At 70.3% G+C, this 20,664-nt stretch carries 17 protein-coding genes; 3 read left to right on the forward strand and 14 right to left on the reverse strand.

Annotation, left to right across the window (positions count from 1 at the left end; genetic code table 11):
• Position 1 precedes the first annotated feature (1 nt).
• From ACQ5DX_RS17130 to eccCa, 10 genes are all read right to left on the reverse strand, one after another.
• Positions 2 to 1,474 (reverse strand): hypothetical protein, encoded by a 1,473-nt coding sequence (locus ACQ5DX_RS17130; protein WP_430333724.1) that lies wholly within the window; start codon positions 1,472 to 1,474, stop codon positions 2 to 4.
• Positions 1,474 to 1,776: an N-acyl-D-amino-acid deacylase gene (locus tag ACQ5DX_RS17135; protein WP_430333725.1), complete on the reverse strand. Its 303-nt coding sequence runs from the start codon at positions 1,774 to 1,776 to the stop codon at positions 1,474 to 1,476. Before ACQ5DX_RS17135 ends, ACQ5DX_RS17130 begins: the two co-directional genes overlap by 1 nt.
• Before the next feature lie 85 nt (positions 1,777 to 1,861).
• A complete protein-coding gene (gene glmM, locus ACQ5DX_RS17140; RefSeq protein WP_430333726.1) occupies positions 1,862 to 3,199 on the reverse strand; it encodes a phosphoglucosamine mutase in 1,338 nt (445 codons plus the stop codon).
• Positions 3,200 to 3,354: 155 nt separating this feature from the next.
• Positions 3,355 to 3,861 carry a 30S ribosomal protein S9 gene (gene rpsI / locus ACQ5DX_RS17145; protein ID WP_430333727.1) on the reverse strand — a complete coding sequence of 169 codons (507 nt, stop codon included), beginning with the start codon at positions 3,859 to 3,861 and terminating at the stop codon, positions 3,355 to 3,357.
• Entirely contained in the window at positions 3,858 to 4,301 is a 444-nt protein-coding gene (rplM, locus tag ACQ5DX_RS17150) for a 50S ribosomal protein L13 (RefSeq protein ID WP_280758572.1), read from the reverse strand. The genes rpsI and rplM overlap by 4 nt, the downstream gene beginning before the upstream one ends.
• Positions 4,302 to 4,475: 174 nt before the next feature.
• Positions 4,476 to 5,720, reverse strand: coding sequence for an ornithine--oxo-acid transaminase (gene rocD, locus ACQ5DX_RS17155; protein ID WP_430333728.1), 1,245 nt, complete (start codon positions 5,718 to 5,720; stop codon positions 4,476 to 4,478).
• A gap of 155 nt (positions 5,721 to 5,875) precedes the next feature.
• The gene (locus tag ACQ5DX_RS17160) at positions 5,876 to 6,160 is read right to left on the reverse strand and encodes a WXG100 family type VII secretion target (protein ID WP_430333729.1); all 285 of its coding nucleotides are present in this window, start codon (positions 6,158 to 6,160) and stop codon (positions 5,876 to 5,878) included.
• Positions 6,161 to 6,204: 44 nt separating this feature from the next.
• Positions 6,205 to 6,519 (reverse strand): WXG100 family type VII secretion target, encoded by a 315-nt coding sequence (locus tag ACQ5DX_RS17165; protein WP_430333730.1) that lies wholly within the window; start codon positions 6,517 to 6,519, stop codon positions 6,205 to 6,207.
• Between the two features lie 175 nt (positions 6,520 to 6,694).
• Positions 6,695 to 7,990 carry a type VII secretion-associated protein gene (locus tag ACQ5DX_RS17170; protein ID WP_430333731.1) on the reverse strand — a complete coding sequence of 432 codons (1,296 nt, stop codon included), beginning with the start codon at positions 7,988 to 7,990 and terminating at the stop codon, positions 6,695 to 6,697.
• The gene (gene eccCa, locus ACQ5DX_RS17175) at positions 7,987 to 12,003 is read right to left on the reverse strand and encodes a type VII secretion protein EccCa (RefSeq protein WP_430333732.1); all 4,017 of its coding nucleotides are present in this window, start codon (positions 12,001 to 12,003) and stop codon (positions 7,987 to 7,989) included. The genes ACQ5DX_RS17170 and eccCa overlap by 4 nt, the downstream gene beginning before the upstream one ends.
• A gap of 220 nt (positions 12,004 to 12,223) precedes the next feature.
• Here eccCa and eccD point away from each other — a divergent pair, with 220 nt between their 5' ends.
• Both eccD and mycP read left to right on the forward strand, forming a co-directional pair.
• Positions 12,224 to 13,693, forward strand: a complete 1,470-nt coding sequence (gene eccD, locus ACQ5DX_RS17180) for a type VII secretion integral membrane protein EccD (protein WP_430333733.1) — start codon at positions 12,224 to 12,226, stop codon at positions 13,691 to 13,693.
• 5 nt (positions 13,694 to 13,698) lie between these two features.
• Positions 13,699 to 15,093, forward strand: coding sequence for a type VII secretion-associated serine protease mycosin (mycP, locus tag ACQ5DX_RS17185; protein WP_430335719.1), 1,395 nt, complete (start codon positions 13,699 to 13,701; stop codon positions 15,091 to 15,093).
• Between the two features lie 69 nt (positions 15,094 to 15,162).
• Here the strand turns inward: mycP and eccB are convergent, their stop codons facing one another.
• A complete protein-coding gene (gene eccB, locus ACQ5DX_RS17190; RefSeq protein ID WP_430333734.1) occupies positions 15,163 to 16,641 on the reverse strand; it encodes a type VII secretion protein EccB in 1,479 nt (492 codons plus the stop codon).
• A 107-nt stretch (positions 16,642 to 16,748) separates the two neighbouring features.
• On the opposite strand from eccB, the gene eccE reads away from it, so the two are divergent.
• Positions 16,749 to 18,392: a type VII secretion protein EccE gene (gene eccE / locus ACQ5DX_RS17195; protein WP_430333735.1), complete on the forward strand. Its 1,644-nt coding sequence runs from the start codon at positions 16,749 to 16,751 to the stop codon at positions 18,390 to 18,392.
• A gap of 5 nt (positions 18,393 to 18,397) precedes the next feature.
• Here the strand turns inward: eccE and ACQ5DX_RS17200 are convergent, their stop codons facing one another.
• From ACQ5DX_RS17200 to ACQ5DX_RS17210, 3 genes are all read right to left on the reverse strand, one after another.
• Positions 18,398 to 18,952: an NADPH-dependent FMN reductase gene (locus ACQ5DX_RS17200; protein ID WP_430333736.1), complete on the reverse strand. Its 555-nt coding sequence runs from the start codon at positions 18,950 to 18,952 to the stop codon at positions 18,398 to 18,400.
• A gap of 107 nt (positions 18,953 to 19,059) precedes the next feature.
• Complete coding sequence (locus ACQ5DX_RS17205; protein ID WP_430333737.1) at positions 19,060 to 20,025, reverse strand: esterase/lipase family protein; 966 nt, start codon at positions 20,023 to 20,025, stop codon at positions 19,060 to 19,062.
• Between the two features lie 132 nt (positions 20,026 to 20,157).
• Positions 20,158 to 20,598, reverse strand: a complete 441-nt coding sequence (locus ACQ5DX_RS17210) for a hypothetical protein (RefSeq protein WP_430333738.1) — start codon at positions 20,596 to 20,598, stop codon at positions 20,158 to 20,160.
• Positions 20,599 to 20,664: the final 66 nt, after the last annotated feature.

Here is a 20,664-nt window from a genome sequence, read left to right on the forward strand (position 1 = left end):
GTCACAGCGGCCCTGCCTCGGCGAGCACCGGTTCGTCGGCGCCAGACGGTACTGCCCCCACTTCCGCGAGCGTCGGTTCCTCGACGGCGCGGGCCGCAGGTGCTGGACGCCCACCGAGGGCCCGATGCGCCGACGGCGCGATCTGCGGCTCCGCTGACGGCTCCGCGGATTCGGGACTCGGCGCGCAGTAGTCGGGCGGGGATTCCGCATCCGGCGTGGCAACCTCGGGCTCAGGCACCGGTTCGAATACCGCCTCCGGCGCGGGACACTCGTCGACCGGTTCCGGCTCGGCCTGCGGTGGTGGCGACTCGTCGACGGTCTGCGCGGTCGGCGACGCGGGTTCGGGTTCGGGCTCGGCTTCGGGGGCGCACTGGGCCTCGGCCTCGGGGGCGCACTCGCACGCGCACGCGGATGCCGTCCCGAGATTCAGGCTGTTGCCGCCGCGCACCGATTCGCTCACCACGTCGACGATGCCGAGCGCCACCTCCGCGACCGCACCCGCGATCGCGCCGACCGCGCGCACCGCGGCCGCGGCGACGGCACCGTCGATCGACAGCGAGCCACCGATCACCGCACCACCGCCCGCCGCCCCGGCGCTCGTCACCGGGGCCTGGACCCCAACCAGGCCGGGCGTCACCGCCGCCACCGACGTGCCGGCCGAAGCGCCGAGGGCCATCGAGCCCGTCGCAACCGCCGGGACCGCCGGGACCGCCGGGACCGCCGGGACCGCCGGTGTCGGTGTCGGTGTCGGTGTCGCCGCCATGGTCGGCAGGTCGCCGCACGTCGGCGGCGCGGCCACCGGGCGGCACTCGACCACGAGGGGATCGGGAATCGGGAACGCGCCGTCGTCGATTCCAGTGAACACGCATTCGAGGTTCCGGTACACCTCGTCGACCGCGGTCTCCGTTTCGTCGCACAGAGTCGTGAACCGGCACACCGTCTCCCGCACGTGCGCCAGGAACTGTGCGCCGGGCTGTTCATCGCATGCGCTGCCCAGGAGGGTGCGATCAATCTCGTCCGGTGTCAGTCCCCCGGCGGTCGACGGATCGAGCGCTCCGACCCAGTCCGCCTTGCGGGTCCCGGCGTCGCGCAGCGCCCGGGCCGCCTCGACCAGCGCGCTCCGGACGTCGTGGGCACCGCGGCGCACGCCGTCGGCACGCTCGAGATGCTCGGCCAGGTGTTCTCGAGCCCAGTCCGCGGCGACACCGGTCCAGGCCTGCTCCAGTTCGGGCGGAACCGCCGCCTGCTCGTCGTACCGGTCGTCGAGATCGGCGGCGACGCGGGCCAGGATCTCGATGTCGTCGTCGAGCGCCCCCAGGTCGATGCCCCGCTGCTCGAAGTACCGGGCTTCGACGTCGTCGTACGTCGGAAACGCGTCACCGGTTCCCTGCCGGGCAGCAACCGCCGCCGCGCGGGGCAGGAAGAGGTCGAAATACCGCAGGCCCTGGGCACCGGACCGCAGAACGGCGTCCACTATCGCCCGCTCAGTGCGACGACGTTGCCCGCGGTGACCGCGTCCTGACGTTCGTGGACGTCGGCGGTCTGCGCGAGCACGCGCGCGGTGACGTCCGAGGCGTAGGACCACGCGCCGATCGCACGCGCCAACCGCAGATATCCCTCGCGGATCGCGCGCTGCCGTGCGCCATCTGCGCCGGTCGCCCCGAATCCGCAACCGGCGATCGTCCGCACCGTCCCGTCGAGGGCCTCACCGCTCGCGCGCAACCCGCGGGCCGCCGCCCGCACCCTCGCGACATCGATCGAAACCACGTCACCCATTCGCTCCGCCTTTCGTGCTGTCGATTCGGCTCCTTCGTCCTGTTCGACGCACGTCGCGGCGCGGTGGTTCCGCCCGATGCGGCAGTTAGGCCGAGGCCACCTGCTCCGCGAGCGTCTCGGCGATGCGCTGGGCCGTCTGTGGGTCTGCGGCTTCGACCATCACCCGCACCAGCTGCTCGGTTCCCGACGGACGCAGCAGGACCCGTCCGGTGTCGCCGAGTTCGGACTCGGCCGCACCGATCGCGGCCTGGACGTGCGGTGCCGCCGCGACGGCCGCCTTGTCCGCGACGCGGACGTTGATCAGCACCTGCGGCAGCGACGTCATCGCGCCGGCCAACTCCGCGAGCGACTGCCCCGTCGCCGCCATGCGCCCCATCAGGCGCAGGCCCGTGAGCACGCCGTCACCGGTCGTGCCGTGCCCGGGCAGCACGACGTGCCCCGACTGCTCACCGCCGAGGCTGAAGCCGCCCGCGCGCAGTTCCTCGAGCACGTAGCGGTCGCCGACCGCGGTGGTCCGGACCTCGATCCCGGCCGCCCGCATGGCGATGTGCAGTCCGAGGTTGCTCATCACCGTCGCGACGAGCGTGTTGTCGACCAGTTCACCGGAATCGCGCATACCGATCGCGAGAACGGTCATGATTGCGTCGCCGTCGACGACGGCACCGGTCGCATCCACCGCGAGGCAACGATCGGCATCACCGTCGTGCGCCAGACCGATGTCCGCGCCGTGCTCGACGACGGCGCGCTGCAGCACCTCGAGGTGCGTCGACCCGCAGCCGTCGTTGATGTTGAGACCGTCCGGGTCGGCGTTGATCGCGATCACGGTCGCGCCGGCGGCCCGGTAGGCGTCGGGCGCGACGGTCGACGCGGCGCCGTGCGCACAGTCGACGACCACGGTGAGCCCGTCCAGGCGGGTGTCGAGCGCGCCCGCCAAGTGAGCGAGGTAGCGGCTGGTGGCGTCGAACGCGACGTCGACGCGGCCGATGCCGGCGCCCGTCGGACGGCGCGTGGGGCCGGCTTCGATCGCGGCCTCGATGCGGTTCTCGACGTCGTCGTCGAGCTTGTGTCCGCCGGCCGCGAAGATCTTGATGCCGTTGTCGGGCATGGGGTTGTGCGAGGCGGAGATCATCACGCCGAGTGCGGCGTCGTACGCACCGGTCAGGAACGCCACCGCGGGCGTGGGCAGGATTCCGACGAGGATCACGTCGACACCGGCGGCGGTCAGTCCGGCGGTGACGGCGGCCTCGAGCATCTCGCCGCTCGCGCGGGGGTCACGGCCGACGACCGCGACGGGGCGCGCAGACGCGCCCACCTGCGACGCGAGGACCTCTGCGGCGGCCGCGGCAACCTTCAACGCCAGTTCCGCGGTCAGCTCGGCGTTCGCCAAGCCGCGCACGCCGTCCGTGCCGAACATACGACCCATATGAATCCGATCCCTCGCAATCCGGGTAGGCGATCCGGGTGAGCTCCCCGGTAAAACACAAGAGCAGGCGTCCGGTAGCGAAGAACTCTACGAACGCCTGCTCTCGTGGAAGAACAGGTGCCGGAGCCGGCAAGGATGCCGGCTCCGGCGACACATCAGCGCTTGGAGTACTGAGATGCCTTGCGGGCCTTCTTCAGGCCGTACTTCTTACGCTCGACGGCGCGGGCGTCACGCGTCAGGAAGCCGGCGCGCTTGAGCGCGGGGCGATCCTCAGCGGTGACCTCGATCAGAGCGCGGGAGATGGCGAGACGCAGCGCGCCTGCCTGGCCCGAGGGGCCGCCACCGGTCAGGAGAGCGGTGATGTCGAACGACTCGGTGCGCTCGACCAGGACCAGCGGAGCCTTGATGAGCTGCTGGTGCACCTTGTTCGGGAAGTAATCCTCGAGGGTGCGGCCGTTGAGCTTGAACTCACCGGTGCCGGGGGTCAGGCGGACGCGGACGACCGCCTCCTTACGACGGCCGACGGTCTGGACCGGGCGGTCGATGACGATCGGAGCCTGCGGAGCAGCCTCGTACACCTCGGTGACCTCGGTCTCGGTGGTGTACTCCGAGTGCTCGTCTGCCGCAGCCTCGACGGCCTCGTTGAAGTCTTCGTTGCTCACTGGGCGACCTGCTTGATCTCGAACGGAACCGGCTGCTGCGCGGCGTGGGGATGGGTCGGGCCTGCGTAGACCTTCAGCTTGCCCGCGATGGCGCGGCCCAGCTTGTTCTTGGGGAGCATGCCGACGACGGCCTTCTCCACGAGGCGATCCGGGTTCTTCTCGAGAACCTCGCCGACCGAACGGGACTTCAGGCCACCCGGATGTCCGGAGTGGTGGTACAGGAACTTGTCCGTACGCTTGTTGCCGCTGATGGCAACCTTGTCAGCGTTGATGATGACGACGAAGTCGCCGCCGTCAACGTGCGGTGCAAAGGTGGGCTTGTGCTTGCCGCGGAGCAGGTTGGCTGCCTGCACGGCAAGGCGACCGAGCACCACGTCAGTGGCGTCGATGACGTGCCAGGTACGGGTCACGTCTCCGGCCTTCGGGGAATACGTAGGCACAGAACTTCCTCGTCTGTTCGTTTCTGCTGCTGGCCGAGCATGCTGTACGGATGGTTCCCGGCGGCCAGTTGAGACCCGGGAACCATCTCTCACCGCACACAGAAGCGGGGGCGAGAGACGGCACGCCGACGTAGAACGATACCGGCTGGGACCGAGCAGGGTCAAAAACGCCGGTCAGCCGACGAGTGCATCCGCGAGACGTTCGACGGCCCACGTGAGATCGTCCCGGCTGATCACGAGGGGCGGAGCGATCCGGATCGTCCCTTCGTGGGCATCCTTCGCGAGGACGCGCCGGGCCAGCAGACGCTCACAGATCACCCGCGCCGGCGGCTGCCCCGGCGCCAACTCGACGCCGGCCCACAGCCCCCGGCCCCGCACCTCGGCGACGTGGTCGGCAGGCAACTGACGCAGCATTGCGTGCAGGTAGTCCCCCAGCTCACGACTGCGCCGCTGGTAGACACCGCTCTCCAGAAGTCGGACGACCCCACTGCCGATCGCGCACGCCAGCGGGTTGCCACCGAACGTGCTGCCGTGCTGGCCCGGGTGGATGACGTCCATGACGTCGCGGTTCGCGACCACGGCCGAGACCGGAACGATGCCGCCACCCAGCGCCTTCCCCAGGATGTAGACGTCGGGGACGACGCGCTCGTGGTCGCACGCGAAGGTGTCACCGGTCCGGCCCAGACCGCTCTGGATCTCGTCGGCGAGCATGAGAAGGCGGTGCTCGTCGCACAGGGCCCGCACGCCGGCCAGGTAACCGTCCGGCGGTACCAGCACACCGGCCTCGCCCTGGATCGGCTCGACGAGGACCGCGACGGTGTTCTCGGTGATCGCCGCCGCCAGCGCGTCGACGCTGCCGTACTCGACGGACGGGAACCCCGGAGGGAACGGACCGAAGCCGCCGCGCGCGTCCGGATCCGTCGAGAATCCGACGATCCCGATCGTGCGTCCGTGGAAGTTCCCCGCGCAGGTGATGATCTCGGCCCGATCGTCCGGCACGCCCTTGACGTCGTAGCCCCACTTGCGCGCCAGCTTGAGCGCGCTCTCCACGGCCTCGGCACCGGTGTTCATCGGGAGCACCGCGTCCTTGCGGCACAGCCGCGCCACGTCGGCGCAGAATTCGGCGAACCGATCGTGCTGGAAGGCGCGACTGGTGAGGGTGAGCCGAGCGATCTGCTCACGCGCGATGTCGACCAGCTCGGGGTGTGCGTGCCCGAAGTTCAGCGCCGAATACCCGGCGAGCACGTCGAGGTAGTCGACGCCGTCGATACCGCGGACCCAGGCCCCCTCACCCGACGTGATCACCACCGGCAACGGGCTGTAGTTGTGTGCGCTGCGCTCGTCCGCACGGGCGAGCTCAGCCGCCGTCCCGGCCGTGACCGGCACGAGTTCGGCATCGAGATGATGTCCCGTCGTCATAGGGTCCGCCTCCCGGCCCGGCGCCGCGCGCCACCGCTTTCGGGTCAGGCCAGTATCCGCCGACCGGCACTCGGCGGCAATCGTTCTCGGGCCCGGATACGCGTGTGCCCCGACGGCTCTCCTCCGTCGGGGCACACGTTTCAGGCGTAGTCGGACTACGCCCAGCTGTTGGCAGCGGCGGTGTTCACCTGCTGCATGTCCGCATTGCCCTGACCCACGACGCGGCCGACCGCATCGAGGATCTGGTTGAGCTCGAGCGCCGCGGAGTCCCACTTGGCCTGCTGCGCCTGGTACGCCTCCGACGCCGAACCCTCCCACTCTGCGACCATCGGCGCGATGTGGCCCTTGAGGTCGTCGAGCTTGGAGTTCATCTGGGCCTGGATCTGGTCGATCCGCGCCTTGAGCGCTTCGATCTGCGCGAACGAGTAACGCATGGTCATGACTGCTCCTGTCGGTACTGGTCTGAGAATTGAGGCGATCGGGGTCAGAAGTTCAGGCTGCTTGCGACGTTGTTGAGCGAGCTCGTGTGATCCTGCTGCGCGGTGTCGTACGAGACACTGTTCGACTTGATGTTCTCGCTGATCGCCTCCAGCGCCTGGTTCAGCTTGGTTGCGCTGCCATCCCATCGCTCCATGAGGCTCTGGAACGCGATCGCCGCCGAGCCCTCCCAGCCACCGCGGATTCCGTCGACCTCACCCTTGAGGGTGCCCAGCAGACCCTGGATCTCGTTCCGCACGTCGCTGACGCGACGCGAGGTGGCCTCCATGGTCTCGACGGTGGTCCTCATCTGATCGCTCACTTCGACTCCTTCGGATGCACTCGGATGCGCTCGGCATCGTTGTCCCACTTCCGCGTCCCGCCCACCGATCCCCCCAGGGACTCGTCGCAGTCAGTTCGCGCCTACATCTGGTTGGACGCACTCGTCCGCCGATTCGGTTCCATCGATCCCGGAACTTTTTCCGAGACCCGCGTTTTCACGCCGCACCCACCTCGACACTGCGGACGGCCTGCTCGCAATCCGCTGCCAACGCGTCCCACTCACCGTCCCGGAACTGGCAGCCGATGCTCACCTGCACGCCGCGTTCGACGAGGACGTGCCAACGCACGCGCGATCGGCCGTCGGGCGACTCGACGTACGAGATTGCCTGCCGGCCCGCGAACGCGGAGTCCGGGTCGAACTCGGAGAAGGGGCCGTCGGGACCGCGGTCGACTATGCGGCGCTCGAGCGCGCGGGCCACGTCGGCACGGTCCGACCCCTCGGCGATATCGGTGGGAATCACCACGATGCGGCGTCCGCCCACCCCCTGCGGCGTCAGGTCGAGCCGCCCGGGTTTGGCCGGTTGCGCGTTCCACCCACCCGGCAACTGCACACTCACCGAACCGATCTCGAAGCGCTGCAACGGTTCAGCGGTGTCGGAGGCGTTCGCTCGTTCCCAGGGTCGCCAGAACCCGACGACGCTACCGGCGGCGGCCGCCACGACGAGCACGGCGGCCGCCACCACCACCGCGGCGCGTCCCGGCCCGCGCTGTGGTGGTGGCGCCGGGCGATGATCGAGCCACGCGGCGGGGATCGAGTCACCGTCGGACAACTCCGCCTCCCCTGCCGGCGCCACGCGGGCGAGATCCGCATCCGGAACGACCACGACACTCGACCCGATTCCGGCGGTGAGGATTTCGACGACGTCGGGGTCGGCCGCACCGGTCACGAGCACGTGCTCGACCGGACGACCGTCGGCGACTGCACACACCAGCCGGTCGAGCACCGCGACGCGGTCGGGGTGCTCACGAAGATCGAGACTGCCGGTGTCCGAGGCTAGTTCGCACGCGCGGACGGTCGGTTCACCGCGGCCGGTGCGCTCGACCAGGCTCGCCGTGGTCGCCAGCGGCGCGCATTCGAGCACCACCCAGCGTGCCCAGTCCGGCGGCGCCGACACCGCGAGCGCGATCGGTAGCAGCGCCACTTCGTGGGCCGATCGTCGCGCGGCCGACTCGAGCACGCCCCGCCGCGCCGATCCCCAGTGGGACGGGTGTGTGACCGTCACCGAGGGTACGAAACCCGTTCCCTGCGTGCCCGTTCCGATCACGCGGTGAAGCGCAGTCGCGAGGGCGTCGACCGTCGCGACCGGCTGCGCACCCACGAGGACACGCTCGTCGTCGATGCACTCGAGACAGTGCTGGATTGCGTCGTCCCGCACGCGGACCACGCCGGACGACGACGCCACCCAGACGGCGCAATCCGCGAGGTGCAGCGCGACACTCGCTTCGGTCACAACGGCGGCAACCACGCGAGCTGGACGAGCGACGTCGCGCTCCGGGCGATGAAGGTTCCGCGTCCCGGCGGCTGCTCGCTGGGCCGGACCGTACCGATGAGGTTGCCCTCGTCGCGGCTGCCGCTCATCACCATTCCGGCGGGCACCAGGTCACGGATCCTCGCGATCACCGGCTCGTACAGCGCCCGGGACGCGCCGCCGGAACGACGGGCGACGATCAGGTGCAGGCCCAGATCCTTCGCGTGCGCAAGGTAGTCGAGCAACGGGGTCAGCGGGTTTCCACTCGACGTCGCCACCAGGTCGTAGTCGTCGACGACGACGTAGATCTCCGGACCCGACCACCAGGATCGTTCCCGCAGCTGTTGCTGCGTGGTGTCCGGACCCGGCATGCGGCCGGCGAGGATACCCGCGAGATCGTTCATCATCGTCGTGAACGTCGACGCCGAGGCGGCGTATCCGGCCAGGTGATCGCCCTCCACCACGCCGAGCATGGTCCGCCGGTAGTCGCCGATGATCAGCTTCGCCTGCTGCGGGGTGTTCGATTCCATCAGCCCCAGGCAGATTCCGCGCAGCAGCGTCGTCTTGCCGCATGCGCTGTCACCGAACATCAGGAAGTGCGGCTGATCGGCGAAATCGAGGTACACCGGCGCGAGTTCGGCCTCGTCGATACCGATCGGCACCGACAGGCACGCGCCGTTCGACCCGCCGGGTCGCGGCCAGTGTTCTGCGGTGGCGGCGAGCACGCCCTCCCGCGGTATCCGATCAGGCAGCATCCGCACGCGCGGCGCGAGCGCACCGGAGCGAACCGCCCCGAGTCGGGCGACGGCGTCGGCCACCCCGGCGCCGAGGTCGTCGCTGCGACAGATCCCGTCCACGCGCGGCAGCGCCACCAGCAGGTGCAGTCCCTCGCGGGTGATGCCGCGCCCCGGCCTCCCCGCCGGCACGAGCATCGCCTTGGCGCGGCCGACATCGGAGTCGGTCGGATCACCCAGCCGCAGTTCGATTCTCGTGCCGAGTTGATCCTTGAGCGCGGGCCGGATGTCGGCCCAGCGCGGAGTCGCCAGCACCACGTGCACACCGAACGACAGGCCCTGCCCCGCGAGGGCGGTTATCTGCGCTTCGAGCGCCTCGAAGTCCTGCCGGATGCTCGGCCAGCCGTCGACGACCAGGAAGACGTCCCCGAACTGGTCCTCGGCCGCCCCTTCCGCTGCCGGACCGTCGACTGCGCCGCCGCGCAGTTGCCGGAACTGCGCCATGGACTCGATGCCGAGTTGCCGGAATCGCCGCTCGCGCTGACGCACGAGGGTCGCCATCTCGGCCACCGTGCGCCGAACCAGGTCGACGTCGAGCCGGTTCGCGACCGAACCCACGTGCGGTAGCCCGGCCAGGCCCGAGAGCGTGCCGCCACCGAAATCGAGGCAGTAGAACTGCACCTGACGTGCCGAGTGCGTCGCCGCCATCGACATGATCAGCGTGCGCAGCAGCGTCGACTTGCCGGACTGCGGGCCGCCGACGACGGCGACGTTGCCCGTCGCGCCCGACAGGTCCGCCACCAGCAGGTCCCGGCGCTGGTCGAACGGTCGGTCGATCACGCCGATCGGCGCACGCAGCGAACTCACGGCGGGCACGGATTCCGTGATTGTGGCCGGCGGGAGGATCTGGTCGAGGGTGGGCGCGACATCGAGCGGCGACAGCCACACCTCGTGCGCTGCCGGCCCGCGGCCGCGGATGCGATCGACGAGGACCTCGAGGACCGACCGCTGATCGCCCCCGCCCTCGACGTCGGGCACCGGCTCCGGCACGATCGGGATCACCGGCTCCTCGAAGGGCAGGACGACCGGCGTCGCGGTGAACGGACGCGGGCGCAGGTCGACATTCGGCACGCGCCCGTCCGTCGACCGGCGCACCCGCTCGGTCTCGTAGGGGCCCGACACGTAGGAGGCCTGGAAGCGCACGATCTCCGCGGAGTCGCACTTGAGGTAGCCGGCGCCCGGCGACGCCGGCAGGTGGTAGGCGTCGGGCACGCCGAGCACGGTGCGGGACTCGTTGGCCGAGAAGGTCTTCAGGCCGATTCGGTAGGACAGGTGACTGTCGAGTCCCCGCAGCTTGCCCTCCTCGAGCCGCTGGCTCGCGAGCAGCAGGTGCATGTGCAGCGACCGTCCGAGTCGACCGATCGCGACGAACAGGTCCGCGAAGTCGGGCTGCTGACTGAGCAGTTCGGAGAACTCGTCCACCACGATGAACAGCGCCGGCATCGGCGCGAGGTCGGCGCCGGCGTTGCGCGCCTTCTCGTAGTCGGTGACGTTCGCGAAGTTCCCGGCCGCCCGGAGCAGTTCCTGGCGCCGGTTCATCTCACCGGCGAGCGCGTCCTTCATCCGATCCACCATCGCCAGTTCCTCGGCGAGGTTGGTGATGACCGCGGCGACGTGCGGCGCACCTTCGAGTCCGAGGAAGGTCGCACCACCCTTGAAGTCGACGAGGACCAGGTTGAGCGCCTCGGGTGAGTGGGTCGCGAGCAGACCGAGCACCAGGGTACGAAGGAACTCGGACTTGCCGGATCCGGTGGCGCCGATGCACAGGCCGTGCGGACCCATGCCGTTCTCGGCAGCCTCCTTGAGGTCCAGTTCGACCGGGCTGCCGTCGACCCCGATACCGATCGGGACGCGGAGCCGATCCCGTCCGTGCCTGGGCGCCCACCCGTGCACCGGGTCGAAGCGGCCGACGTCGCCGAGCCCCAGCAGCCGACTCCACCCGGCCGCGACGGGCGCCCCGTCGTCGTCCCCCGTGTCGGCGGCGGTGCGGGCGGCGATCCGGAACGGGGCGAGCCGCCGGGCAGCGGACAACGCTTCCTGCGCCGTCAGTGCGTCCGCGGTCGCGAACGTCTCGACACCGGCGCCGCTGCGCGCACCGAGGGCACCGTCGGTCGTCACGAGTTGCAGACCGCGGGTGGCCGCGAGCCGCGGGCAGTACCCGCTGAGGTCGAGCAAGGTGACCGAGTCCAGACCGCCGTCGGTGACGGCACCGCTGTCGCCGTCGAGAATGCCCCCGTCGATCACGACCACGAACTGCGGCACCCCGGCCGTCGGCGGGGCGCTGCGAGAAAATCGCCCTCGCATCGAGAAATGCTGTCCCAGAGCCATTTCGAGTTCGATGATCGACCCGAACACCATCCGGGCCGACCCCGCACCGTCGGACACGTCCGGGTGCTGCGCATGCGGAAGCCACTTGACCCAGTCCCATTCGGCGACGGTGTCGGGACCGCACACGACCGCGATCTGGAGCTGATCGGGTCCGTGGAACGTGCACAACTGGACCAGCATCGCCCGGACCAGTCCGCGCGCGCCGTCCGGGTCGCCGTCGACGGAGATCGCCGCAAATCCCCGCAGCGACACCGCCGTCGGCAGGTCCGGCACAACCGAATGGGCGCGCACGAACCGGCGCAGCGACACCGCGGCCACCGGCTCGAGGTCTTCGACCGGCCCGGTCTCCGGTGGGATGAGGCGGGTTGCGAGCCGCTGGCTGCCCCGGCCGACACGCACGTGGCAGTAGTCCGGATCGGTGGTGCGGCGCTCCCACATGCGGACCGATCCGGCCAGGGTCCACAGCGCCGCGGGATCCGGATGGCTCCACGCGAGCGCCTTGCGCTGCTGCGTCCCGGTGTCGAGCGCGGTGCGTCGCAGTTGGTCGAGGTAGCGCAGGTAGTCCTTGCGATCCTCGTTGGCCTCGGCCGCTTTCGCTCCCCCGCCGCGGCCCGACCCGGCCAGCATGCCGAGCATCGACACCACCATCATCACCGGGAAGAGCAGCGACATCGGGTTCGTGGCCATCCCCGAGGTGAACATCAGGGCGGTCATGCCGACCATGGCCGCGACCATCACGATCGGCAACAGCTTGGTCATCAGGTTGCCGGGCGTGATGCGGGGAATCTCGGGGGGCGTCTGCAGACTCACTTCACCGCCCGGCGTACGCGGAGCCTCTCGACGTGCCCGGCGCACGAAATGCACGGTGCCCATGCTTTTCCACCCCCACAACAAGGCCAGCCCTCGCCCGGCCGATCGCGTCGACCACACCGAGTCACCCCCCACGGGCTCCGGACTCGCGAACTGAGAAACTACAGCACGGCACCGACGATGCACAGGGTGGAGGACCGGGCCCCACTGCCGGTATGGTGCCGATGGTTTCGAAGTGGGCGGTGCGGATGGGGTTCCGGATCGCGGATCCGGGGGGATAATCGTGACAGCTCTGTCTGCCGAGCACGCAGTCGGCGGAGGTACGCGTCCGCGTGGGCCGGCCGATCTGTGTCGGCTCACGATTCTCGCGCCGCACACCCAGATCGATCTCGCGCTGCCGAATGCGATCCCCGTCGAACTCCTGATCCCGGGCATCGCCGATCTCGTCCGAAAGCACAGTGCCGCCAACGACTTCGATGTCGCAGAGGAGCGCACCGAGCCGGTCCGCTGGACCCTGTCCCGCGTCGGGACCCCACCGCTGTCGCCCGCACTGAGCCTGCAGGAGCACGGCGTCCTCGACGGCGAACTGCTGGTGTTCGACAGCGCCGAGGCCAGTCCGCCGCCGCCGCTGTTCGACGACATCATGTACAACGTCGCCGTCGCGGACACCGGTCACACCCACCCCTGGACGCCTCGGATCGCGCGCCTGACGGGCTCCGCGATCGCGGTGGCCGCCACCGTCGCCGGTTCCTTCGCGCTGCTGCAGGTCGAGGGTTCCGTGCAGTCCCTCGTCGGAGCCGGGTGTGCGCTGCTGGCGCTCGTCCTGTTCCTGGTCACCGGGGCAGTCGGGAGCCGGGTCTACGGCGACTCGGGCGCCGCCCTCACCCTCGGCGCCGCGGCACTGCCCCTGGCGTTCGCGTCGGGAATGCTGATGGTCCCCGGCGACCGGGGAGCGCCGCACGTGCTGTTGGGGCTCGTGATGGTGGGGGCCACTGCGGTGTTCGCGCTACGTGCCTGCGGTGTGGGGCACACCGTGTTCACCGCCGCTGCCGCAGTGTCGCTGCTCGGTGCCGGGGCCGCACTCGCAGCGACTCTCACCGAGCAACCGCTACGCGCCGTCGGTGGTGTGCTCGCCGGTGCGGCGCTGACCGGGTTGGTCGCCGCGCCGCGCGTCGCGATGCTGCTCGCGAAGCTTCCCCTTCCGCCGGTCCCCGCGCCGGGCACGTCGGTCGACCCGGCCGAGGACGATCCTGACGACACCCGCAGCGTGCCGTCGTACGAGTCCGTCGCGGCCCGCGCGGACCGGGCACGACGGTTCCTCACCGGACTGGTCTGCGCGATGACGCTGCTCACCGGTTTCGGTGTGCTCGCGGCCGCCGTCCCCTCCTCCGGCGCCGGGATCTACTGGCCGGGAACGGCCCTCGCCGTCGCGGCCGCGACCGTGCTGATGTTCCGGGGCCGCACGTACAGCGCAGCCGAACAGGCGGTGCCGTTGGTCGGCGGCGGTGGGGCGATCCTCGTGCTGCTGTGCGCCGTCACGGCGGTCGCGGTGCCGGACGCGGCACTCGGGTTGTTCGCCACCGCGGCACTGGTCGTGGTGGGAGCGCTGGCGCTCGGAATCGTCGCCCCGCGCAAGACCTTCTCGCCGGTGCAGCGGCGTGCCACCGAACTGCTCGACTATGCGGCGATCGCGGCCGTCGTTCCGCTGGCGTGCTGGGTGTCCGGAGTCTTCGCCACCGTCAGAGGGCTGTGAGCGGGATAGTGGCGGGTACCGCACGACGCCGAACGCTCGGCGCGTCGGCCGTCGCCGCGCTGGTGGCGTTGACCGCGTCACTCGGTCCGGGCGTGGCGGCCGCTGTCACCCCCGCGCCGATCGACCCCGGCAGGCTGCCGTCGCCCTCACGACCGGCCCCACTCGTGCCCACCGAGCAGCGCAACACGTGCGCGGTGGCGCTGCCGATGGGTGACGGCCCGGATGTGCCACTGCCCCAGCGCACGATGGATTTCGCGTCGGTGTGGCCGCTGACCCGCGGTCAGGGACAGACCGTCGCGGTCGTCGACACCGGCGTCACGCGGCATCCGCGGCTTCCCCACCTCATCCCCGGCGGCGACTACGTCTCGAACGGAGACGGGACCGGTGACTGCGACGCGCACGGCACCATAGTCGCCGGGCTGATCGCCGCCGCACCCGTCCCCGGATCGGGCTTCGCCGGCGGCGCCCCCGACGCTCGGATCATCACGATCCGCCAGTCCAGCGCGAACTTCTCCGAGGCACGGCGGCGAGACGATCCGAACGACGTGCAGAATTCGAGCGGCTACGGCAACACCCAGACGATGGCGATGGCGGTGCGGCAGGCGGCCGACATGGGTGCGACGGTCATCAACATCTCGGAAGTGGCGTGCCGGTCGGCCGCCGACGGCATCGGCGACCAGTCGCTCGGCGCCGCCGTCGAATACGCCGCCACCGTCAAGAACGTGGTGGTGGTCGCGGCCGCCGGGAACTACGGCTCGGGTGGGTGCGCAACACAGAATCCGCCGATCGATCCACTGAACCCGCATGCAAACCAATGGGACTCGGTGTCGATGATCGCGACGCCCGCCTGGTACGACGACTACGTCCTGACGGTCGGATCGGTGAATCCCGACGGCTCGGCGTCGGAGTTCAGCCTCGGCGGCCCGTGGGTCGACGTGGCCGCACCCGGCACCGGGATCGTGTCCCTGAGCTCCGACGGTCGCGGTCAGACGCGGCAGTGGGTGACGGCGCAGGGAGAGCAGAGGCCCTTCGACGGAACCAGTTTCGCGGCACCGCTCGTCTCCGCGACCGCCGCGCTGGTGCGCGCCCGCTACCCGCATCTGACGGCGCAGCAGGTGATCGCGCGGATCGAAGCCACCGCGCAGGCCCCCGCCGAGGGATGGAATCCGTTCGTTGGGCACGGGGTGGTCGATCCGGCGGCCGCCGTGAGCGCGGATGTACCCCTCGACGGCGTCGCCATCGACCTGGCACGCTCGGCGCCCATTGCGGCGCCCGCACCCGCGCCGACACCCGACACCCGGCCGCGCACGGTGGCGCTGGCCGCGACCGGCGGGATCGCCGCGGTGGTGGTGCTGGGAGTCCTCGCGTCGTATCCACTGCGGCGGCGCCGCAACATGTGACTGCGGCGGCGCCGCAATATGTGACTGCGGCGGCGTCGCAATATGTGACTGCGGCGCGGCCGGCGGGCGTCAGTTGCCGGCGGCCACCGGGGCGGCGGCGTCGTCCGGGGCGACGCCGTCGTGGGCGACGAGCGCTTCCTCGCGGCCGAGTGTAGGCCCGGGAGCGAGGAGTTCGACGATTCGCCACGGCGCCGGCGGACCGGGCACCTCGAATCCGAGGGCCTTGGCGGCGTCGGCGTTCTTGACGCCGTAGCGGACGCCGGTGTCGGCGACGAAGAACAGGCCACCCTTGCGGGTGCTGCCGGACTCGAGGCCTGTGGCTTGGACGAATCCGCTGCTGCCGGGGCGCACGTAGACGGCGTCGGCGTTGTCGCCGGGGCCGTCCGCCTGTGCCAGTCGGACGGTGCGAGCGTCGTCGGGGATTGGGAGCGCGCGGCCGGCCGACACGGCCAGCGTGGCGTCGACCCGGCCGGAGTCGTCGCCCTCGACGGATCCCTGCGGGGTCCAGGTGAGGCAGCCGACGGGCTCGTCGGTGTCACTGACCAGGCGTGGCGGGGCACTCGGGAACGTCGCGACGTCGAGCCCGTGCGAGGCGGGCGCCTTGGCGAGGGCGTCGGGCGCGACGGTGGGCACTTCCGACTGTCCCTGTGAGTCCGAGAAGTGGATGAGGACGGCTGTCGCCTCACTGACCTCCTGGACGCCGTCCTGCAGCACCACGTAGTAGCGGGCGTCGTCGCCGCGTTTGACCTTGACGACGGATCCCACTGTCCTTCCGGCTATTTCGTAGTTCGGCGCGGATCCTGCCCCGTCGACGGGGGGAGCCGCGATCGGCAGGGTCTCGGGGATCGCGTTGAGCATGCCGCGGCTGATCGGGCGCGGGTGTGCCCCCTCGAGCCCCAGCGCGCGGGTGACCGCCTGGTCGTCGAGATCGATGGGGGCGCGGTGCCCGTCGTACACCAGGAACGTCGCATCCGACTGCGACACGAGCAGGGCCTGCCCCGAATCGAGCTGTCCGACACGGTCACTCCACGTGGGTTCGCCCACCACGACCGTCGTCGTTGCAACCGATCGGCGCCCGTCCGGCGAGACGGTGTCGCACACGGTCCACGGCTGCCCTTCCGTGCCGCCGCCCGCAGGCAGCGCCGACGGCGCGCCAGGGATGCCGACCAGGGCGCCGCGGGGCCGGGTGTCGATCTCGGATTCCTTGATCATCACGGGCTTGGCGGATTCGCCGACGACGAGCCGCGCCGAGGCGAGGTTCAGGACCGGATGCAGGGTGCCGTCCATGACGACAAACATTGCGCCCGAGTCCTTTCCGACGACGATGGACGCGTTGCCGATCTTGTCCTGGGGCCTGATCAGCGCGAGGGCCGCGCACGCCGCAAGCCCGATGCAGGCGACGACCGCCCCCACCGCCAGTGCCCGCGACTGCGCTCGCATCGGGTCGTTGAGCATCCGCACGTCCCGCCGCACGAGCGCATGTTCCATGCGCCGAACCAGGAATCGGTACCCGCTGACCTGCCATCGCGTAGTCGGCTGTGCTGCCATGTTCCCTCCCCCATCAGGCGCACGCTACGGACCCACACAGTACAGTTTGCCTGCAATCACACTTCGGCGGGCGATGGTCCGTCTGGTTCAGGTATCGGGGAGGAACCGTGGACCAATTCCGTGCCGGGCGCCGTCCGTATGCGGCTGCAGCCACAGTGACGACGATCGTCGTCGCGCAGGTTCTCGCGGTCGCGGTCTGTCTGCTCGCGCTGGGGGCGGGGCCGCCGCTGTGGGCCGCGGGCGTCATCGCGCTGATGCCGTGTGCGGCGCTGTTCGTCCGGATCGGCGGTCGGCTGCCCGTGTCGTGGGCCGAGGCCGCCTGGCATTTCGCCCTGGGGCGGCGCCCCGGAATCGGTCGTGGGAAGGACTTCCATGCGCCCGGGGAGACGGTGGGGCTGCACTGGGTCGACGGACAGGTCCTGTCGGTGGTCGAACTGCTGCCTCCGGCGCGGAGCTGGACCCGGCTCACGCGTGAGACCTGTGAGTTCGCGGAGCATCTGCCGCTGGCGGCACTCGCGGACTGCCTCGAGCAGAACGACGTCTCCCTGAGCGGCATCGACGTGGTCAGCCACGGCAGCCGCGCGGTGGCGGGCACCCCGGCCGCCGACGTGTACGACACCTTGGTCGGCCCGCTGCCGGCCGCGGCGCAGCGGATCGTGTGGGTGGTCCTGCGGTTCGACGCGTCGGCAAACGAGGCGTCCGTCGCCCGTCGTGGCGGCGGCGTCGACGGGGCCTCGCGGACGCTCGCGGTCGCCGCCCGCCGGGTGGTGCGCGCGCTCGCCGACACCGGGTGCCGCTCGCGGATCCTGTCCGCTGCCGAGATCGAATCGGCATGCGCCCGGATCTGTCGCGGGGTGCACCCGGACACGATGGACCAGGAATGGGACCACGTGCCGCTCGCCGGAGTGCAAAACGTCGGGAACGCCGTCGATCCACGCCATCTCTCCCGGGAGCTGCTGACGGGCGTGTGGGCCGCACCGAGCCTCGGCACGACCGTCGCGGTGCGGCTGCGACCGGCGCAGCGAGCGGGAGCGGTCCAGGTGGGCGCGGCCTTTCGCCGCAGCACCCGCACCGCACCGGAACCGGTACAGCTACCCGGACTGATCTCGATGCAGGGCCGGCACCGTGATGCACTGCTCGCGCACTTGCCGGCGTCGTCGGCAGGCCTCGACGACCTCACACCGATGAGCGAGGTCGGGCCCGAGCAGCTCGACGCGTTGCGGCTTCCGGTAGCCGGGTGCGGTCAGCTCGTCGGCTCCGACGCCTACGGCTATGCGGTGACGGCGCGCCTCACCGGCCCGGGAGTCACGAAGGTCTACGTCGCGGGCGAGCTCTACCTGGCACAACAGCTGGTCTTCCGCGCGGTGGCGACGGGAGCGCGCGTACTCGTCCGGACCGACCGCCCGCACGCCTGGCACATGCTGGTCGAAACCGTCGGTACCCCGGTGCGGCTGCGTCTCGCACACGAATCCTCGTGGTCCGACACGGGATTCGACACCATCGTCGTCGACGGTGTTCCGGTTCCTCCCGCTCGCGCGGGGGTGACGACCGTCCACGTGCACCACGATCCGCGCACGTGGCCGCAGTCGGTCCCGGAGGTGGCGATCGCGCAACCGGGGGCGTCCGGCGACCGGATCGTGCTCACGGTCGGTGATCAGCGGGTCGACCTCGTGCTCGTGGCGATCGCGTCCGAAACAGCATTCGTGGGACGACCGGGCGGCACGTCGGCACGGCTCGCCGCGGTGCGCTGACCCCGTCAGCCCGGATACGGGGTGTGCGCGCGTTGGGTCCCGAGCGCGTCCGCCCACCACGCCAACTGGGTGAGCATCCGCTCGGCGGCGTCGTTCGCGGGACCGTCGTCCGGGTCGAAATGCTTGCGGGCCTGATGGAAACTGACCGCCTCGCGTATCGAGACCATGTGCAGTTCCGCCACCACCTGGCGCAACTGCTCGACCGCGCGCAACCCGCCCGACATCCCGCCGTACGCGACGAAGCCGATCGGTTTGGCGCGCCACTCGTACTTCACCGTGTCCAGCGCGGTCTTCAGGGCCGCCGGGTAGCCGTGGTTGTACTCGCTCGTGACGACGACGAACGCGTCGGCCCGCCCGATACGGTCGGTGAACGCGTCCACCTCAGCCGTATGCGAAAGATCCTGCGGCAGTGCCGCGTCGGCCAGGTCGAGAACCGCGGTGTCGAAAGTGTCGCGGGCCCGCGCCCGCTCGACGAACCAGTCGACGACCACCGGCGCGAACCGCTTGACGCGGACGCTGCCGACGATCACCTCGAGTCGCAACGGTCGATCCAACTCCATCGGTTCGCTCCCTTCCGAATCCGATCGTATGACGCCGGCTCGGGGTCCCCGGGTTGCCGTTCGGAAAACAACACCGAACTGCCAGTGAGCCGGGCACTCGGCGGGTGTCAGCCGATGGGCGTCCCGGTGAGCGGTGCGATCGGCATGCAGGGCGCCGGACGCTGATGCTGCGGATCGAGTGCGTTCAGAACGTGCGCCGCGGCGATCGGCGAGGCGCCCATCGCCGCGTGCTCGGAGTAGTCCTGCAGGCACTGGTCCTGGACAACGATGTTGACCGTGTTCGGTCCAGGCACCAGCCCGCTGGTGTACGGGACGACGAGCTCGTCGTACCGGGTGGCGATGTTGGTGTACGAGACACCGGGGGCGTACGGGCCGCCGCCTTCGTTCATCTTGTCGACGAATTCGCTTCCCGGCGCCATGTCCAAACACGCGGCACACAGCTGTCCGAATGTCTGCTCCTGCAGCGGTTTCAGTCCGTGTTCCCGCGCGAACGCGGTGATCTCCTCAGCCCAGAACGCGCCCGCTCCCAGCCACAGCGGCGCGAGTGACACATACTTGTCGACCTTGGCGGCCCCGCCGAGGAACTTCACGTAGTAGTTCGGCATCAGGGTGCCCTGGGAGTGCCCGACGATGTCGACCTTGTCGGCACCGGTGGCCGCGAGCACTTCGTCGACGAACTCGCCGAACTGGTGGGCACTCTCCTCGAGCGGGGCCAGCCCACCGACGGCGCTACCGGGCCACGAGGCGCCGGAGCGGGCGCCGTAGGTGGGCGCGAACACGCAATACCCGTTGTTCTTCAGCAACGGAACATATGTCGCCCAGTTCGTCTGCCGGTTGGCTCCGGTTCCGTGGACCAGGATGACCGGGCGGGGATGCGCCGCGGAGGGCTTGCACGTCCAATCGTTCGATCCGGGGAGCGACCCGCCGGGATCGGCCATCTCCTCCGCGATACCGGCGTAGAAGTTCTGCGGAACAGGCATCGGCTCCTCGGCCGAAGCCACGACGGGGGCCGCGAACGCGGTGCCGATCGTGACCGCCGCCAGGAAGATCGCGGCAACGAAGGACGGACGCATGCGCGGCTCCCATCACCAGAACACGACGTTCCCGAGGGACTGTCTGCGACGGTATCAGCCCCCGGGCGGGCGACGCCGTGACTCGGGCACACCGATTCCGGGCGATCGCCCAGCGCGGGTGCTACCGACGTCTCAAAGATGGGCGGTGACGGTGACGACCGCCAACCAGATCAGCAGAACCACCTTGACCACCTCGAACGCCACATACAGGAGGTGGGCGCGGGACCGCGGGAGCTCCTCGCCCGCGAGGACCCTGTCCGACCGGCGGCTCAGCGGCGGACGAATGCCCGCGACCTGGATCGCCAGCACGATCGTCAACGCGGCGAGCAGGTTCCGCTCCCCGGCGCTCGGGGACACATCCGCCGCGAGCGCCGCCACCCACAACACGACCAGCACCACGATCTCGACGATGTTCAACGCCCGGAAGACACGTCGACCGATACCCAGCCCGATCGGAATCGTCACGCCCGGCGCGCGGAACTTGATCGGTGCTTCCAGGAACGAGATCGCGACGACCAATCCGAGCCAGAACGCAGGCCCCAGCAACTGAAGGGCGGTCCACAGTTCGTTCATCGTCGCGTTCCTCGTCGTCAGAGGTCCGGGCAGCCGATTCCGCGGGTGACCGCGTCGAGCGTCAGG

This window comes from Rhodococcus sp. ACT016, from assembly GCF_050477185.1.
In the GTDB taxonomy this organism is placed as follows: Bacteria; Actinomycetota; Actinomycetes; order Mycobacteriales; family Mycobacteriaceae; genus Prescottella.

Excerpts from the sequence above, each read along its gene's own strand:
- ACQ5DX_RS17135 (WP_430333725.1), bottom strand. The coding sequence starts at position 1,776 with ATGGGTGACGTGGTTTCGATCGATGTCGCGAGGGTGCGGGCGGCGGCC.
- glmM (WP_430333726.1), bottom strand. The coding sequence starts at position 3,199 with ATGGGTCGTATGTTCGGCACGGACGGCGTGCGCGGCTTGGCGAACGCC.
- rocD (WP_430333728.1), bottom strand. The coding sequence starts at position 5,720 with ATGACGACGGGACATCATCTCGATGCCGAACTCGTGCCGGTCACGGCC.
- ACQ5DX_RS17160 (WP_430333729.1), bottom strand. The coding sequence starts at position 6,160 with ATGACCATGCGTTACTCGTTCGCGCAGATCGAAGCGCTCAAGGCGCGG.
- eccCa (WP_430333732.1), bottom strand. The coding sequence starts at position 12,003 with ATGGGCACCGTGCATTTCGTGCGCCGGGCACGTCGAGAGGCTCCGCGT.
- eccB (WP_430333734.1), bottom strand. The coding sequence starts at position 16,641 with ATGGCAGCACAGCCGACTACGCGATGGCAGGTCAGCGGGTACCGATTC.
- ACQ5DX_RS17200 (WP_430333736.1), bottom strand. The coding sequence starts at position 18,952 with ATGGAGTTGGATCGACCGTTGCGACTCGAGGTGATCGTCGGCAGCGTC.
- ACQ5DX_RS17205 (WP_430333737.1), bottom strand. The coding sequence starts at position 20,025 with ATGCGTCCGTCCTTCGTTGCCGCGATCTTCCTGGCGGCGGTCACGATC.
- ACQ5DX_RS17210 (WP_430333738.1), bottom strand. The coding sequence starts at position 20,598 with ATGAACGAACTGTGGACCGCCCTTCAGTTGCTGGGGCCTGCGTTCTGG.